Raw genomic sequence first — 17279 nt, 5'->3', positions numbered from 1 at the left:
CTTCAACTATCTATTGCTAATAGTTACTGACTGGCCATCAGACAAGTGATCAGCTTGAATTTGGAAGTAACCTGCATCCATATTAGTAGAGCGTAAATCATAAGAACTTAACTCACCTACAGCCTTAGCTCCACAAACAATCTGCCTAGAGTCACTTTTAAGGCGTGAAATATCCATACCATTTAAAGTGGCATTCACTTTTCTTGGCAAGCCCAAGACCATGACTCCTACCACCCCATTTTGACTACCTAAAACTTGCACTTTTACTATCTTGTTAGAAGGGCTGTTTTGTAAACTTGCATAAAGGGCACAAGGATTAGTAGGGGTAACTCTTTGATTGGTCTGAGCCTGAGCACTACCAGAGCCAAAAAACAAGATCATGACTACACCCATAACAAAACCAAAGATGAGGCTTAGCCAAAAGAACAATTTGTTATTATGCTTGGCCATAAAATAGAATCTCCTTGTACTATTAGTCTTTTCTCTTATCCTAAACTATATTTCTAAGTTTCTCCTTAGGAGGAAAATGTTACTGTAACAATAATGCAACGATACCTAAAATTGATCTAGTGAAAGTTTCCGAAAGTTCGTTTACTGTCTACATCATTAAAGATAATACCTACTCCAAGGCAGGTATAGTTGTTAAAGAACTTTGGAAAACTTTCAATAGAACAAGAAAAGATAATTGCTTTAATTCGATGCATAAAATGACAATTTTTGCGTTTTAGCTCACTTTTGGTGAATTAATAAAACTTCTACTTGGATCACAAATCAATCTGATATAAAGTGGTTTTACTTTCAGTAAATTGTGAGCGAGCACACATTTTTATTTTGATGGCAGTTTGTGTGCTCGTATTCTAATCACCTTAATTACAGCATCATTTAGCTCTTTTCTTATCTATCTATCTTTTTGATGGTTTAATCAACATATATTGCATCAAAAAGGATCAACACTTTGCTCTTTAAGATTCTAATAGTGATTTTTTGGTGCAAACACCAGTTTTTTGAGCAATGTCTAATTGGCTAGCCTATTATTAACACAGCTGGAATTACTGTGAGCTTTGTGCTCATGTTTTATGCTCAAGCAAGTATCTGTGCATTCACTTGCCGAGCTAATCACAGTTGCTTAATGTTTTAAGGAGCTATCAATGGAATTTGCAACTAAGTGTCTGCACGCAGGATATCAACCAAAAAATGGAGAGGCAGGTGCTCTTCCTATTTACCAAAGCACTACCTTTAAATATGACACTACCGACGAGGTAGCCAAGCTTTTTGACTTACAAGCTGCTGGCTTTTTCTACTCTCGTTTAGCTAATCCAACTGTTGATGCTGTTGAGCAAAAAATAGCTGCGCTTGAGGGCGGTGTCGGAGCTATTTGTACCAGCTCAGGCCAGGCTGCCTGCTTAATTTCTCTGCTCAATCTTTGTAAGAGTGGTGATCACGTAGTAGCCTGCTCAAATTTATACGGCGGCACTATCAATTTACTAGCAGTTACCTTTAAGCGTTTTGGTATTGATCTTACTTTTGTTGATGAAACTAAGTCTAATGAAGAGTTAAGCCAATACTTTAAAGAAAATACCAAGGCTGTATTTGCTGAAACTATTGCTAACCCATCTACTCACGTACTTGATATTGAGCGTATTGCTAAGCTTGCCCATGATAATGGCGTGCCTTTAATTGTAGATAATACTTTTGCTACCCCTTACTTATGCCGTCCTATTGAGTATGGTGCTGATATTGTTATGCACTCTACTACTAAGTACATTGACGGTCATGCTTTATCTGTAGGCGGTGCCGTAATTGATTCTGGTAATTTTGACTGGGCTGCTCATAAGGACAAGTTTGCTGAGTTTAGTCAGCCCGATCCTTCTTATCACGGCTGTGTTTACACAGAAGCTTTTGGCAAAGCTGCTTATATTGTTAAAGCACGTGCCCAATTAATTCGTGATCTAGGCTGTTTACAAAGCCCACAAAATGCTTTTTATATTAATCAGGGCTTAGAAACCCTGCCTTTACGTATGGAGCGCTATTGCTCCAATGCCCTTCAAGTAGCTAAATATCTTGAGGGCTGCGATAAGATTGAGTCTATCTCTTATCCTCTATTAGAGAGTTCTAGCGATTACGAATTAGCTAAGAAGTACCTACCAAAGGGTGCCTCTGGTGTAATTTCATTTAACTTAAAGGGTGGTCGTGACGCTGGTGCTCGCTTTATTGATAGCCTTAAGCTCATTAACTTAAAGGTACACGTAGCTGATATTAAGAGCTGCGTTCTTCACCCAGCTAGCTCTACTCACCGTCAGCTTACTGATGAACAATTAAAGAATGCAGGTATTTGCCCTGGCTCAGTACGTTTATCTGTAGGTTTAGAAGATGTACAGGACATTATTGCTGATCTTAAGCAAGCTTTAGAGCAAGTTTAAAGTTTTGCTTTAGCTTAGCTAAAAAAAGGCACAAAATTAATATTTTGTGCCTTTTTTCATCTTAGAGATTATTAGCTTGTTTTAAAGCTTCCACCAAGCGTCCCTTGACGTTCTCAAAACCACCATTACTCATTACAATAACGTAGGTGTTATCTTTAGTAGCCGCAGCTGTAGCAGCCGCCACCACTTGAGCAATCAAGTCAGCAGTATTGGTATCAACAATAGTTAATGGCTTAGGACAATCACGTACTAAGATAGACATATCCCAGCTTACAGCTTCATTTTGATAGACAAAGACTTCATCAGCATCTTTAAATGAAGCACCTAACAGCTCGCTATTGGCACCCATTTTCATAGAGTTAGAGCGTGGCTCAAACACACAAATAATGTGTTTATCTGCACCCACACTCTTACGAAGGCCCTCGATAGTAGTAGCAATTGCTGTTGGATGATGAGCAAAGTCGTCATAGACCTTGATATTACCAATCTCACCTACTAACTCCATACGGCGCTTTGGCATTTTGAATTTACCTAAAGCCTGGGCACCTTCTTTAAAGTCTACCCCTACCTCATGAGCGGCTAATAAGGCCATAAAAGCATTGTGAGCATTATGCAAACCTGTAGCCTTAAGCTCTACTGAGCATAAGAGCTCACCAATAGTGTCTAAAACACTAAACTTAGAACCATCTTCTTTATCAATTCTAAGCTGATAAGGGCAGGAGCTATCACCCACAGCTAAAGGCTTAGACCATAAACCTTTCTTGATAGTATCAACCACATTTTGATCATGGGCAGGATAAATTACTGTGCCTGAGGATGGAATAATTCTTACCATCTGATGGAATTGCTTTTTAATATCTTCAATGGAATTAAAGATATCAGCATGGTCAAATTCAATATTATTAATAATGGCAATATTAGGATGGTAATGAACAAACTTAGATCTCTTATCAAAGAAAGCACAGTCATATTCATCAGCTTCAATAACGAAATACTCGCTATCGCTGCTGCGTGCTGAATAACCAAAGTTTTCTGGAATACCACCTACTAAAAAACCAGGATTTTTCTTAGCATATTCTAAAATCCAAGTGAGCATAGCACTTGTGGTAGTTTTGCCATGGGTACCAGAGACAGCTAACACTGTCTTAGAGCGTAAATAGAGATCTTCTAAAAAGCCAGGGCCAGAGACATAATTGAAACGCTCATCAAGCATACGCTCAATTACAGGCATACCACGCTTTATTACATTGCCCACCACGATTAAATCAGGCTTGCAATCTAATTGTTCAGCACCATAGCCTTGATAAATCTCAATACCAGCCTCTTTAAGCTCATCACTCATAGGAGGATAAACATTTTGATCTGAACCAGTTACCTTATGTCCTGCTTGTTTGGCAATTAAGGCTATACCGCCCATAAAGGTGCCACAAATTCCTAAGATGTGAATATGCATGTTAAACCCATTGAAGGTATGCAGCTCAAGCTGCGAATAATGATTTATAAACTACCAACTAAATAGCTCTAATAGGCCCACCTATCTAGCTAAAGCCTATTAAGCTTAACCTATCCAATGATACTATCTTATCTAATATATAACAAAGGCCAAGCTCTACTGTTAATAGAAACTTGGCCCTTATCATACAAAATAATTTAACTAATCTTAATTGCTACCTTGAGCAGGTGGTGCAGCTGTCGCAATATTCTGATTAACCACACACTTTAAGTATGGTTCAAAAGCACGAGAGTAAGTAGCTACTTGTTTGCCTTCGTCATCAATTTCGATAGCATAAACTGGAGTGCTGTTTTTGTTTCCCCACTGTACAGCCTCTTGAGCGCCTAGCACTAATAAACCAGTATCTAAGGCATCAGTAACCATAGCACTCTTATCAATTACGGTTACGGAAACAGTACGGTGATCAATAGGACGACCAGTCTTAGTGTCAATTACGTGGGAGTAGAACTTATTAGTGTCTTCATCTAGGAAGAAATTACGATAAGATCCAGCAGTTGAAATAGCCATGCCTTGTGGACAAACTACTTGGAATACCTTGGCACCTTGGCTTAATGGATCTTCTACACCAACACGCCACAACTTACCATCAGCATTACCACCTTTAGAGCGAATAGCTCCTGCTACAGCAATCATATAGCTAGGAATATTCTTTTCGTCCATTAAGGCAGCTAACTCGTCAGCAGCTAAACCCTCACCAATGGTAGATAAATCTAAAGCTACTCGTGGATCAGCTTTACGCAAATAAGCAGTATTGCCAGCTCTGCGAAGCTCAAATTTATCCAATCCTACATAGCTCTTAGTTTGAGCAATTAACTCATCAGTTGGAGATTTCTTGATATCTCCTGATGGGCCAAAGCCCCATAAATTTACTAACGGGCCTACTGTTGGATCCATGGCCTGATCAACACGTAATGATTGGCGAGATACTTCTTCTATAATATTTGCTAGATAGCCTGAAATTACAAAGTCCTCAGTACTCTTAAAGTCATTAAAGCGAGCAATTTCAGCGTTTTTATCGAATGTTGAAATAGCATCAGAAACTTTCTTAAAAACAAATTCAGCATCTTTTTGTAAAGTTTCTTTACCGCCTGGATAGCCTCCTGGTACTGTGATGTAATAAAAAGTGCCAAAAGTTTTACCTTCAAGCTTGGTAACCTGAGTGGTTTTTTCTGCCACTATATCAGTAGCTTGTGGCTGTGTTTTTTCATTACAACCAGTAACACCTAAAGACAAAACAGCTGCCATTACGCCAGCTGATAATAAGGTTAGGCCTTTTTTATATTTCATCACTTTGCCCCCAACTAAGACTCACATAGAATGTTAATTAATATTACAACAAATATTTTGTTTTGAGTTAGTCACAAACCTACACATGTAAGTAATAGTCTACACTTGTAAATTTAAAACTATGTTTTACCTCTCAACCAAGCACCACCATCTCAAGTCCCTTACACCAGCTCTCCAATTGGTATTACTCACTCCTACTAAACCATCGCAGTCCTGTCCCCCATCTCCTTAGCAAGCTTATGCTCCAGCGCAAAGCTTGCGCCACTGCTCCACTGCGCAATTGCGCCACTGCTGCTAATGCGCAACAGCGCATGGAGCCTTGCCGTGCTCAGGAGAGCACTATAGAGGTTCTGGCTCTAAGGATGTTGATTTTGACAAAATCCTATATTCATCAAGATTTATCTAATCAAGCCACGGCATATTGATATTGATAATAATATTGGTCGAGCTATAGCAATAGCATTGACTGATAAAGCATGTAAAAAATCAAAGGCAGGAAAAAATAAAGGTATATGCCAAATTTTAGGCAAATTAAACCCCTGCGTAGCTTGGCTATATGTTTTTAGCTTTACTCAAGGCAGGGGTATTCTTGCTAATTTTTTAGTAAAAACTAACTAGCTCTAATTTTTTCAAAACTCACTTAAACTTGCTTAAATGCAATATTGGCATCCTTGTCATCAGCATCAGCCTGACTTAAGCACTTCTTAGTTGGCTTGCGTTTTTGACCTTGGAAACCACATGAGCTATTAGTACAAGCAGCACAGCTTAAGCCCTCTAAAAGCTCGTGGGCTTCGCTTTCACTCTTTAGACCACCACGCTTGAAAATTAAGCTGATAGCAAGACAACCAACAAAAAGAATGAAAATGCCAAATGAAACTAAGTAAACCATCAAAACACCTCAATAGCTAACGAAAAAGAAAGAAAATTTAAGCGTGATCCTAAAAGATACTGAATGTATTACTAACTTTGACGAGCCAAGTGCTTTAGCTAGATTGGAGCTAACTATTAAGCAAAATTAGTATATTAGCAAGATTGCGTTAAATTCCTCTTACATTAAACATCACAAATAAGAAATTCTCAAGGAAAAATAAACTCATAAAGGCGAACTAATAGTTATCTGATAAAAAACATAAATTCAAGCTTTCCTGCGCTACAAATAGCAATCTGATATAATTGCGCATTAGCTCACAAAGTTTTATTTTTGAGCGAGGCTAGACCTTATTTATTAGCCTCCTACTTAAGGGGCTTAATATCCTGATATACAACTATTTTGCGTGATGGATTGCAAAAGTATGATCTACAAATTATAAGTTTTTACTTTTGCAATCTATCACTAAGTTGCTCATCTAGCTTAGTAGAAAGCCATTTGTTGTTTAGCTGACACAATTGGCATTGTTTAAATGACAGCTCTTTATTAGCTGCCAGTGTAATTTGATTAGGGTTTAATTCATCCATGCGCACTAGTCGTTATTTACTCTCAACATTAAAAGAGAATCCAGTTGAGGCTGTAGTTGATAGCCACCGTTTAATGCTCCGTGCTGGCTTAATTCGTCAGGTAGCATCAGGTATTTACAACTGGTTACCGACTGGCTTGAGAGTGTTACACAAGGTTGAAGCCATTATCCGTGAGGAAATGAACAAAAAGGGTGCTATTGAATTATCAATGCCTGTAGTTCAGCCTGCTGATTTATGGCGTGAGTCTGGTCGTTATGTAAAGTATGGCCCTGAATTATGCCGCTTAAATGATCGTAAGCAAAACGAGTTTGTACTTGGCCCAACTCACGAAGAAGTAATTACTGCTTTATGCCGTAATGAAATTAAGTCTGCTCGCCAATTACCAATGAACCTTTATCAAATTCAGACTAAGTTCCGTGATGAAGTTCGCCCTCGTTTTGGTGTTATGCGTGGCCGTGAGTTCATTATGAAGGATGGTTACTCCTTCCACGTTGATCACGAGTCTTTAGAGCAAACCTACCAAGACATGTACGATGCTTATACTGCTATCTTTACTCGTCTTGGCTTAACTTTCCGTGCTGTAGAAGCAGATACAGGATCAATTGGTGGCAATCACTCTCACGAGTTCCAAGTATTAGCCGATGCTGGTGAAGATACTATTGCTTACTCTGATGAATCCAATTATGCAGCCAATATTGAAATGGCTGAGGCTTTAGCTCCATTAGAAAGCCGTGGTGAGGCCAAGGATCCATACTCTAAGGTTCCAACTCCAGGCTGTCATACTGTTGATGAGGCAGCAAAGGCTCTTAAGATTGAGTCTAATCAGGTTATGAAGAGCTTATTAGTTCGTGGCGAGCCAGATGCTGATGGCAAGTACGAACTTATTATGCTTTGCTTACGTGGCAATGAAGAACTTAACGAAATTAAAGCTGGCAAGCTCCCTGGTGTTTCCAATCCTTTAGAGTTTGCTACCGACGAGGAAATCTTTGAGTTTACTGGTGCGCACCCAGGCTCCTTAGGCCCTGTTGGCTTTAAGGGTCGTATTATTATCGACCGCAATGCTAACATCATGAGCAACTTTGCTTGTGGTGCTAACGAAGATGGCCACCACTTAATCAATGTAAACTTTGATCGTGATATTCCTACTTATGAAGTAGCTGACTTACGTAATGTTGTCGAAGGCGATCCAAGCCCTGATGGCCATGGCAAGATCTTATTACGTAAGGGTATTGAGGTTGGTCAAGTATTCATGCTTGGCACCAAGTACTCAGAGGCTATGGGCGCTACTGTAACTGACAAGAATGGCAAGAACATTCCTATGGAGATGGGCTGCTATGGTATTGGTGTAACCCGTGTTGTTGCTGCCGCTATTGAGCAGCACCATGACGATAAGGGCATTGTATGGCCTGATTCCATGGCTCCATTTACTGTAGGTATCATTGCTTTAGGTCTTGGCAAGTCAGAGGAAGTTAAGAACGCCTCTGAGAAGCTCTATAACGAATTAGAGGCTTTAGGCGTAGAAGTTCTTTACGATGATCGTGATGAGCGTGCTGGCGTTATGTTCTCTGATATGGAGCTTATCGGTATTCCTCATGTTATTACCATTGGTGCTAAGGGCTTAGCTCAAGGTATTATTGAGTACAAGAACCGTCGCAGCGGTGAAAAAGAAAGCATCGCCGCCGACCAAATTTTAGAGAATATTAAAGCCAAGCTTAATATCTAATCTCTATTAATAGTTCTCAAAAAAGCCATATACCCAGGTATATGGCTTTTTTTGTTTTCCTTTAACCGAAATTAATATTACGCACAAAGTAGTTCCTACTTAACTACTGATATTTTGTGCCCCTGCAACCTCTTTTTGCTCACAATCTTTAATTGCTTATCTACCCATTTCATCTCACACTAGAATGTTAGTTATTTTCAAAACCAATAACAGCAATTTTCCCTTATATATCATGTTTTATTGTATAGAAATTTCTGTTTAAGATTGAATTTGCGCTATTTTTGATAGTGTTTTAAATCAGCTTTGCTTATATAAAAAATTGTAAAAATTTGCTTTTACTGAAATTTGGTGTGCCTTTTTTGCAAAAGCACAAAAATGGTGTTTTTAGCCTTATTTTTTGCTAAAAATTAACCTACAACCGTTTGCCATATCGACTTTTTACTTTATTAAAACTAGTTATTGAATCTTAGCTAAAATTGATGTGCTTTTATTGGTAATTTTAAATAGTGATCTAATTCACAAAATAGAAATCTAGCTAACTGAAAGCGTATACGACTTTTTCATGAAATTTTGTAACATTGGCTTATATAAGCCATTCTATTGAAATAGAAATTATTTGTTATATCTATATCTTCATTTATATCGCTTAAAAATTCATCAAATATTTTTTCGATAATGATCGCAGTTTTTCTAACGCTAAATCACTATCATGTACATGACTTAAGGAACAATATGACTAAGTCATTAAACCTAACTTTCTTTGCTGTAGCTTATTTAAAAAAAATTAAGCACTACCAAATAAATTTGGTATCAAGTTAGGAAAGCACTTGGCATAACTTAACTTAACTTTCCAACTAAATCATATATCGTTGTCCTGACCTTACTTTAGTTCGGCAGGCAATAATAGATAATTTGCTGACGAAAGTGCCTTAAGACAGTTCATATTTTTTTGGAGGATCTTAGATCTATGAAGAAGTCTCTTACCGCAATCGCTGCTGCTCTCGTTGCAACCGCTGCTATTGGTACTGCTCAGGCAGAAGACGTACTTATCGGCTCATGCATTTATAAGTTTGACGACACTTTCATGACTGGTGTTCGTAACAACATGCAAAAAGCTGCAGAAAGTGTTGGCGCTGAGATTGAGCTTGTAGACTCCCAAAACCGTCAGCCAATGCAGAACGACCAAGTTGATACCTTCATCACCAAGGGCGTTAATGCTTTAATTATCAACCCAGTAGATCGTAGTGCTGCTGGCCCATTAGCTGATAAGGCTAAGTCTGCTGATTTACCAATTATTTACATCAACCGTGAGCCAGATAAGGCTGTTTTAGATGGTTGGAGCAAGGCCTACTACGTAGGTGCTAAGGCAGAAGAGTCAGGCACCATCGGTGGTCAGTTAATCGCTGAGTACTTCAAGGCCCACCCAGAGGCAGATAAGAACAAGGACGGCAAGCTCCAGTACATCTTAATTAAGGGCGAGCAAGGCCACCAGGACGCAACCTTACGTTCTGAGTACTGCGTAAAGGCTATGAAGGAAGCTGGTCTTGATATCGTTGAGATTGGTTCTGACAACGCCAACTGGGATAAGGTACAAGGCCACGATAAGATGAAGAACTTCATTACCTCTTTAGGTATTGATGCAATCGAGGCTGTTCTTGCTAATAACGACGACATGGCTTTAGGTGCTGTTGAGGCATTAAAGTCTGAGGGCTACAACCTCGGTACTGATGGCAAGGATCCTTCCAAGTTCGTCCCTGTTGTAGGCGTAGACGCAACTGCTCCAGCTCTTCAGGCTATTGCTAAGGGTCAATTGTTAGGTACCTCCTTAAACGACGCTGTTAACCAGGGTACCGCCGCTGTTCGTATCGCTAACGAAGCTGCTCAAGGCAAGCCAGTTACCGATGAGGCTATTGGCTACAAGATCACTGATGGCAAGTATGTATGGATTCCATACGTACGTGTTACCCAAGAGAACTACAAGGACTTCATGTAATTCCTTATTCTCTTAAAGAATTTTAAAGCAGCTAGCAGTTAATAACTTGTTTAGCTGCTTTAAATAAAAAGCCCAGTGATCGTCAAGATTACTGCACATATCTTTCAAAAATCGACAACGTCAGCATTATTGTGCGAGATAATCGTGAAATAAACACAATTGCACGACAATGCAGTCATCCCTATAGCGTCATTGTCATGTTATCCTGTTTTTATAGGATAAAACGCACATAACTGCCACGACAATGCACTAATTTGAAAGATAGGTGTTACTGGGCTGATTGTCGGTTGATAGTAAAGCTGACGCTCAACTATGAACCAATAGGAATAGTACTAACTGTTCTTAAAATGCGTTACTTACACTTTATTAGTTGTTAGTAACAAGGTATAAGATTAAGTTTAGTTCTTTTCACTTGCTTATTTAATTGCAATGACATGTCTAGAGGCAAACTAAAGATTATTTTGGTTAACCAGAAGTTTTATCTCTAGAGAGGGAGTTTGACCAAAACTTCCTTAGCGCAAGCTAAAAATAGATAGTTGTCTATAAAGATACTCTAAATTAAATACAATTCTTTAACTATTTTTTCCCATGGTAGATAAGTGTCGTATTGTAATTAGAGTGAGCGTGTACCTAGTACATGCAGGTCATTAAAAGATAAGGTTATCCCATTTTTTGGAGCTTAACCTAGTTAAGTTCCCCATTTCTTTCAGGCCTATTTATCTTTTTTGATATTTAGAGCAATCATACAACATAAAGGTTAAAGACAAAGCGATAGTATTTATCGCGTTTATATAATCAAGCTGTTAACAACGTTGTTAAACGTAAGTTTATCTGCTTGATGAACAACGCTTTACCTACAATCCCATCGTCCTTAAATTTTCTTTGATTTTGGTTATATAAAACTAAGTTTTATCAGAGCCTAGATGCATGCAAAGAAAATAGTATTGAAAGCTCAGTCCTGACAAGAAAAATTTGGAAGATCTTAAATATCTTTAGAGACATACTCATTGCAAGAAAAAGTTTTAAGAGCTGCAAATATTTGCAACTTAATCTTACATTAGATAAGAGGATCATTTTTCATGAGTCAGTACGTCCTTGAGATGAACGACATCGTGAAGCGCTTCCCTGGTGTATTGGCACTTGATCATGCCAATCTAAAGGTCAGACCAGGTACTGTTCATGCCCTCATGGGTGAGAATGGTGCTGGTAAATCTACGCTCATGAAATGTCTGTTTGGTCTGTATCACCCTGATGAGGGTACCATTCTTTACAATGGCAAGTCCATTAACGACATTCCAAACACCAAAGCAGCTCTGGCCATGGGTATTTCCATGATTCACCAAGAGCTCCACCCTATACGCTTCCGTTCTGTTATGGAAAACGTATGGATTGGTCGTTTCCCAACTAAATTTGGATTCGTAGATCACCAAGCCATGTTTGATAAGACAGTTGATCTTTTCAAAAGCATTGGCCTGGATGTAGATCCAAAAGAGCTGGCAGGTAAAGTTTCTGCTTCTAAGCTTCAGCTAGTAGAAATTGCCCGTGCTATCTCCTACGATGCCAAAATTATTATTATGGACGAGCCAACTTCTTCCTTAACTGAGAACGAAGTTGAGTATCTGTTCAAGATTATTAATAAGCTAAGAGACGAAGGCCGTTCAATTATCTACATCTCTCACAAGATGGAAGAAATTTTACGAATCTCTGACGATGTAACCATCATGCGTGATGGTAAGTACATCGGAACCTACTTAGCTAAAGACATCGATCAAGACTTCATTATCCGCAAGATGGTGGGTCGTGATATGTCTAATCGATTCCCTATCCGTGAGGATAAGCCTAGCGATGAGGTAGTACTTGAAGTTAAGAACTTCACAGCCGAAGCTCCTCGCTCCTTTGTTGATGTTAATTTCCAGCTTCACCGTGGTGAAATCTTAGGTATTGGCGGTCTGGTTGGTGCACAAAGAACTGAGTTAGTAGAAACTATCTTCGGTTTACGTACCTTAAAAGAAGGTCAACTCTTTAAGAACGGCAAAGAGATTAATATCAAGTCCGTACGTGATGCCAAGCGCAATGGTATCGCTCTGTTAACCGAAGAGCGTCGCCAAAACGGTATTTTCGGTATCTTATCCATTCTCGATAATACTGTTATTGCTGCTCAACAAAGCTTCGCTAAGATGGGTATTCTTGATAACGAAAAGCGTATCCCTGCTGCTGAAGGCTCTTGTAAGGAATTACACGTTAAGACTCCTGACTTGCAAACTCCAATTAAGAACCTCTCTGGTGGTAACCAGCAGAAGGTGTTGATTGCTCGTTGGCTCTTAACTAATTCTGACATCATTATTTTCGATGAGCCAACTCGTGGTATTGACGTTGGTGCTAAATACGAAATCTATAGCTTAATGCTTGATCAAATTAAGCAAGGCAAGTCCATTATCATGATTTCCTCAGAAATGCCTGAACTTATGGGTATGTCTGATCGCATTATGGTTATGTGCGAAGGTCATGTAACTGGCTTTGTTGATAAAGAACACTTCGACCAAGTTGAAATTATGCGCTTGGCTTCAAGCTTTAAGAAGTAGAGAGGACTCTATGGCAAATTCAATTTCTCAAAACTCCTACTATAAAGCCCTTACTGGCATTGGTGTAGGTATAATCTTATTAGGCATCGCTCTTTACTTTGCCTCTATTAAGACCTTATATGATCTTCCAATTATTATGATGTTAATCGGTGCATGGATGACCGTACAAAATGGTTACCGTGTTACCCACCCAAGAGCTAACGCTCCTGACATCATTTTTAATGCAAAAACCTTAAATAATGTATTGACCAACTATGCAATTATTATTGCGATGGTGGTCTTGGTATTGATCATTTGTTTCTTACAGCCTCGCTTCATGCAGATTCGAGTTGTATTAGACATTATGACCCAATCCTCAACTAAGCTTATTATTGCACTTGGTATCTGCTTTACCTTGATTATTGCAGGATGTGACCTTTCTGCTGGTCGTATCGTAGGCTTAGCTGCCGTTATTTCAACCTCTATGTTACAGACTGCTGATTATGGCAACCGCTTCTTCCCAGAATTAGCTCAGTTACCATTATTCATCCCAATCTTGGTAGCAGTATGTATCTGTATGATGTTCGGTGCTCTCAATGGCTTCTTGGTAGCTCAATATGAAATGCACCCATTCATTGCAACCTTAGCAACCTCCGTAATCGTATATGGTAGCTGCTCTTTATACTTCGATCTTCCACCAAACAACTCACAGCCAATCGGTGGTGTTCGTCCAGACTTTGCAGCTTTAGGTCAAACCAAGTTCTTCCAAGGTGGCGGCTTCCCTGGTATATCAATCTTGATTCCAATTGCTGCAACTATCACTGTAATTATTTGGTTCGTACTTAACAAGACTGTATTTGGTAAGAACGTATATGCTTTAGGTGGTAACCGTGAAGCTGCCGTTGTTGCTGGTGTTAACGTATATGCTACCAACCTCTTCATCTTCGTTTTAGCTGCTGGTTTATACGGTATTGCTGGTGTGCTTGAAGCTGCACGTACTGCTGGTGCTACCAACCAATATGGTATGGGCTATGAGCTTGACGCTATCGCAGCTTGCGTAGTAGGCGGCGTTTCCTTGATGGGTGGTATTGCAACTGTATCAGGCATTATTGCTGGTGTGTTCGTATTCACCATTATTACCTACGGCTTACAGTTCATTTCCGTATCCCCAATGTGGCAACAAGTTATTAAGGGTATCATTATTGCTACCGCTGTTGCTATCGATATGGGTAAGTATCGTAAGAAGAACTAAGATAATATTAGCTTCTTTTGCAAAGCTCTATAAAAAACTTAAGCAAGGAGTATCTTACTCCTTGCTCATAAGGCCAACTTATAGAGCCTCTAAGGCGCAGCTACAAGCTGCGCTTTTAAATGAGGAGCTCTAAGACCATAGCCATATTCATTGCTATGTCTATGCTCTTAGCTTAGCTTATTATCTGTAAGCATTACTGCTCTTTAGAGGGCTTAATTAAAATGTAATACGGCATTAAAAGTTAAACCTTGTCTCAATTACACATCTCTACATGCAGGAGGTGTGACCATGGGTGTGTCTCCTTCTAGGAGATGTGCCCTTTTTATTTTCTAGCCCACATCCCACTCCACTCCGCTCTGCTCCGCTGCGCTGCACTGCACTTCGCTGAGCTCCTCTCAGCTCCACTTAGTTCCACTGCACTTTACTTCGCTTTATTCCGCTGCATTCAGCTTAACTTAAGCCCAGCTCCATCCTGTTCACTACTCTCAGTTCTGCTTACTTTGATAATGCCCAGCAGTTGCCAGATGCACTTAACTTCACTTCACTCAACTCAGCTACATTTTGCTAAAACTCAGGCTATAACGTTGCAGAGCTTGGCCTTAAGGGATGACTTTACTTGTGTGCTTGGTAAGAGCATCAAAGTATGTACGGCGTGGCGGTTGGATAGGCCTCTTTTGGGGCAAAGTGCATGTTGCCAAATGAGATGTTTTTTTGGCAGGAGGCAAATAAAAAACCTGACTTTATAGAATATCTAAAAGTCAGGCTTTTTCATTATTGTTAAGCAATAAGCTTTAAATTAAGCTTCTTTAGCAGCATCTTGTGCTGCAGGAGCCTCTGCAGCTGGCTCTTGTGCATCAGGAGCTTCTGCTGCTTGCTCTTTAGAGCTTTGGCCAAACCACTTTATGTGGATCTTATCAAGCTCTCCAGAGGCTTGGAGGTCTTTGAGGCCCTTGTTTAACTTCTCTAATAACTCATTATTGCCCTTACGTACGGCAATACCAAATGAATCTACATTTTCCTTGAACTTAGGATCAACAACGTCTACTAAAGTATCAAGATTAGACTTCTTTAAATAATAAAGATTTACAGGGCGATCGTTAATTACAGCCTCACAGCCGCCATTAGAAAGCTCTAAAATAGCATCAGACTCATTGTTTAAAGCTTTAACATTACCTGGGGTAATAGTGTCAGCAAAAGCGTGACCAGTGGTGCCAATTTGAACACAAACAGTCTTACCCTTTAAAGCTTCAGCAGAGGTATAAACGTCAGCCTTATCTTTCTTAATTAAGTAAGAGAGGTTGGAGTCATAATAACCATCAGTGAATAAAACACGCTTTTTACGAGCATCAGTAATAGTCATACCAGAAATAATGACATCGATATTACCAGTTAATAAAGATGGGATTAAACCATCAAAAGGCATAGATTCAATTTGAATCTCATCGCCATTAGCTTTGGCAATAGCTTTAATCACATCAAGATCAAAACCAATGACATTACCATCTTGATCAGAAAACTCAAAAGGAGCAAATGTTGGGTGAGTACCTACCTTTAATGTTTCTGCAAAAGCTTGGGTAGATAAAGCAGCGGCAGAGACACTAAGAGCTAAAGCTAGTAAAGTTTTCTTAAACATCATCTTTTCCTATTACTAACAAGACCAATACTTACACAGAGTACAGCTACAAACCAGCATTTAACTTAGCTAGTCATCTCCTAAGTTGCTTGATGCTCTGCTCTAATATAATAAGGCCTCATTTTAGCATTACGCATCGTTTTAATGCCTTTAAAGGGTATTTTGCACCATAATCTATCTTAGCTAAAATGCAGTGCCCTATTAATGTACATATCGATATTAATAAATATTTAAGGTTAAAAAAACGCAGAAGGGTTACTTCTGCGTTTTGGGTATCTAAAACTTAGTAATGAGGCTACATAAGTTTAGATTGAATTATGATGGAAACTTTTTAAATAATTACTAGGCGGCCTTCAATAGCACCAGCCTGATCTAAAGCCTCTAATACTGACATTAAATCACCTGGGGCTAAGCCTACCTCATTTACTGCACGTACTAGATCATCCAAAGTTGCTCCAGTATCGAGCTTAAACATACGGCCTTGCTTCTCTTCTACTGCAATATTTGAGTTTGGTACTACAGTAGTACGACCCTGACTAAATGGAGCAGGCTGAGAAACTTGAGGATCTTCGTTTACAGTAACAGTTAAACCACCATGGGTAACTGCAACTGGGCGTAAACGAACATTAGAGCCTACAACAATAGTTCCAGTGCGAGAGTTAACTACGATACGAGCTTCTTCTTTGCCCTCAACAATATCTAAGTTTTCTAGAGCACTGAGAAATTCAACACGCTTGCTAGGATCTCTAGGAGCAGTCACACGAATGGATACAGCATCTTGAGCTAAGGCAGAGCCTACGCCGTAAATATTATTGATGGTATCAGCTACATTCTTAGCAGTGGTAAAGTCAGCACGATCTAAGTTAAAAGTAATACTATCAGTTAAGTTGAAATCGTTAGGAATTTCACGCTCTACTGTAGCACCATTAACAATACGACCTACGGTAGGAGTATTAACAGTTACTCGAGAACCATCAGCACCCTCTACACCTAAGCCACCTACTACTAAGGAGCCTTGTGCAATAGCATACACATTACCGTCAATACCTCTTAACATGGTTTGAAGTAATGAGCCGCCACGTAAGGAGTCAGCCTCACCAATTGCAGATACAGTTACATCAATATTTTGACCTGGTTTAGCAAAAGGAGGCATTTCAGCATGAACAACTACAGGAGCAACGTCTGAAATTTTAATGCTGACATTCTCTGGAATCTTAATACCAAAGTTATTCAACATAGAGCGGAATGACTGCTCAGTAAACTTAGAGTTACTCTCACCAGTTCCTGCAAGACCAGCTACCAAACCATAACCAACCAATTGGTTAGAGCGTACACCTTGTACACTAGCTAAATCCTTAAGGCGAGTGCTTTGCGCACTGCTTAAAGCTACAACTAATATGCAGGCTAGCGTTATAAAATACTTAAAGATACGCATATCCGTT

The 17279-nt window shown here is 39.3% G+C and carries 11 protein-coding genes; 5 read left to right on the top strand and 6 right to left on the bottom strand.

Annotated features, from left to right (window positions below; translation table 11 throughout):
* Positions 1 to 6: 6 nt before the first annotated feature.
* Positions 7 to 450 (bottom strand): hypothetical protein, encoded by a 444-nt coding sequence (locus MXE38_RS00845; RefSeq protein ID WP_246910072.1) that lies wholly within the window; start codon positions 448 to 450, stop codon positions 7 to 9.
* Between the two features lie 698 nt (positions 451 to 1148).
* Here MXE38_RS00845 and MXE38_RS00840 point away from each other — a divergent pair.
* Positions 1149 to 2420: an O-acetylhomoserine aminocarboxypropyltransferase/cysteine synthase family protein gene (locus MXE38_RS00840; RefSeq protein ID WP_246910070.1), complete on the top strand. Its 1272-nt coding sequence runs from the start codon at positions 1149 to 1151 to the stop codon at positions 2418 to 2420.
* Positions 2421 to 2481: 61 nt separating this feature from the next.
* On the opposite strand, the gene mpl is transcribed toward MXE38_RS00840, so the two are convergent.
* From mpl to MXE38_RS00825, 3 genes are all read right to left on the bottom strand, one after another.
* On the bottom strand, positions 2482 to 3873 hold the full coding sequence (gene mpl, locus MXE38_RS00835; RefSeq protein WP_246910068.1) for a UDP-N-acetylmuramate:L-alanyl-gamma-D-glutamyl-meso-diaminopimelate ligase: 1392 nt from the start codon (positions 3871 to 3873) through the stop codon (positions 2482 to 2484).
* Positions 3874 to 4080: 207 nt separating this feature from the next.
* Positions 4081 to 5220 (bottom strand): FAD:protein FMN transferase, encoded by a 1140-nt coding sequence (locus tag MXE38_RS00830; RefSeq protein WP_246910067.1) that lies wholly within the window; start codon positions 5218 to 5220, stop codon positions 4081 to 4083.
* A 640-nt stretch (positions 5221 to 5860) separates the two neighbouring features.
* Positions 5861 to 6109 carry a hypothetical protein gene (locus tag MXE38_RS00825; protein WP_246910061.1) on the bottom strand — a complete coding sequence of 83 codons (249 nt, stop codon included), beginning with the start codon at positions 6107 to 6109 and terminating at the stop codon, positions 5861 to 5863.
* A gap of 564 nt (positions 6110 to 6673) precedes the next feature.
* Between MXE38_RS00825 and MXE38_RS00820 the strand changes: the two genes are divergently transcribed.
* From MXE38_RS00820 to mglC, 4 genes are all read left to right on the top strand, one after another.
* On the top strand, positions 6674 to 8398 hold the full coding sequence (locus MXE38_RS00820) for a proline--tRNA ligase (RefSeq protein WP_246910057.1): 1725 nt from the start codon (positions 6674 to 6676) through the stop codon (positions 8396 to 8398).
* 967 nt (positions 8399 to 9365) lie between these two features.
* The gene (locus tag MXE38_RS00815; protein WP_246910054.1) at positions 9366 to 10391 is read left to right on the top strand and encodes a galactose ABC transporter substrate-binding protein; all 1026 of its coding nucleotides are present in this window, start codon (positions 9366 to 9368) and stop codon (positions 10389 to 10391) included.
* 1079 nt (positions 10392 to 11470) lie between these two features.
* A complete protein-coding gene (locus tag MXE38_RS00810; protein ID WP_246910053.1) occupies positions 11471 to 12973 on the top strand; it encodes a sugar ABC transporter ATP-binding protein in 1503 nt (500 codons plus the stop codon).
* A 10-nt stretch (positions 12974 to 12983) separates the two neighbouring features.
* A complete protein-coding gene (gene mglC / locus MXE38_RS00805; protein WP_246910050.1) occupies positions 12984 to 14204 on the top strand; it encodes a beta-methylgalactoside transporter permease in 1221 nt (406 codons plus the stop codon).
* A 796-nt stretch (positions 14205 to 15000) separates the two neighbouring features.
* On the opposite strand, the gene MXE38_RS00800 is transcribed toward mglC, so the two are convergent.
* The gene (locus MXE38_RS00800) at positions 15001 to 15840 is read right to left on the bottom strand and encodes a basic amino acid ABC transporter substrate-binding protein (RefSeq protein WP_246910048.1); all 840 of its coding nucleotides are present in this window, start codon (positions 15838 to 15840) and stop codon (positions 15001 to 15003) included.
* Between the two features lie 328 nt (positions 15841 to 16168).
* Positions 16169 to 17272 (bottom strand): flagellar basal body P-ring protein FlgI, encoded by a 1104-nt coding sequence (locus tag MXE38_RS00795; RefSeq protein ID WP_246910046.1) that lies wholly within the window; start codon positions 17270 to 17272, stop codon positions 16169 to 16171.
* Between the last annotated feature and the right edge of the window lie 7 nt (positions 17273 to 17279).

The organism is Anaerobiospirillum sp. NML120448, assembly GCF_023050945.1.
GTDB lineage: Bacteria > Pseudomonadota > Gammaproteobacteria > Enterobacterales > Succinivibrionaceae > Anaerobiospirillum.
This window is presented reverse-complemented; position numbering and strand designations above follow the sequence as displayed.

Coding starts and splice junctions, on each gene's coding strand:
- MXE38_RS00845 (WP_246910072.1), bottom strand. CDS start 450: ATGGCCAAGCATAATAACAAATTGTTCTTTTGGCTAAGCCTCATCTTT.
- MXE38_RS00840 (WP_246910070.1), top strand. CDS start 1,149: ATGGAATTTGCAACTAAGTGTCTGCACGCAGGATATCAACCAAAAAAT.
- mpl (WP_246910068.1), bottom strand. CDS start 3,873: ATGCATATTCACATCTTAGGAATTTGTGGCACCTTTATGGGCGGTATA.
- MXE38_RS00830 (WP_246910067.1), bottom strand. CDS start 5,220: ATGAAATATAAAAAAGGCCTAACCTTATTATCAGCTGGCGTAATGGCA.
- MXE38_RS00825 (WP_246910061.1), bottom strand. CDS start 6,109: ATGGTTTACTTAGTTTCATTTGGCATTTTCATTCTTTTTGTTGGTTGT.
- MXE38_RS00820 (WP_246910057.1), top strand. CDS start 6,674: ATGCGCACTAGTCGTTATTTACTCTCAACATTAAAAGAGAATCCAGTT.
- MXE38_RS00815 (WP_246910054.1), top strand. CDS start 9,366: ATGAAGAAGTCTCTTACCGCAATCGCTGCTGCTCTCGTTGCAACCGCT.
- MXE38_RS00810 (WP_246910053.1), top strand. CDS start 11,471: ATGAGTCAGTACGTCCTTGAGATGAACGACATCGTGAAGCGCTTCCCT.
- mglC (WP_246910050.1), top strand. CDS start 12,984: ATGGCAAATTCAATTTCTCAAAACTCCTACTATAAAGCCCTTACTGGC.
- MXE38_RS00800 (WP_246910048.1), bottom strand. CDS start 15,840: ATGATGTTTAAGAAAACTTTACTAGCTTTAGCTCTTAGTGTCTCTGCC.
- MXE38_RS00795 (WP_246910046.1), bottom strand. CDS start 17,272: ATGCGTATCTTTAAGTATTTTATAACGCTAGCCTGCATATTAGTTGTA.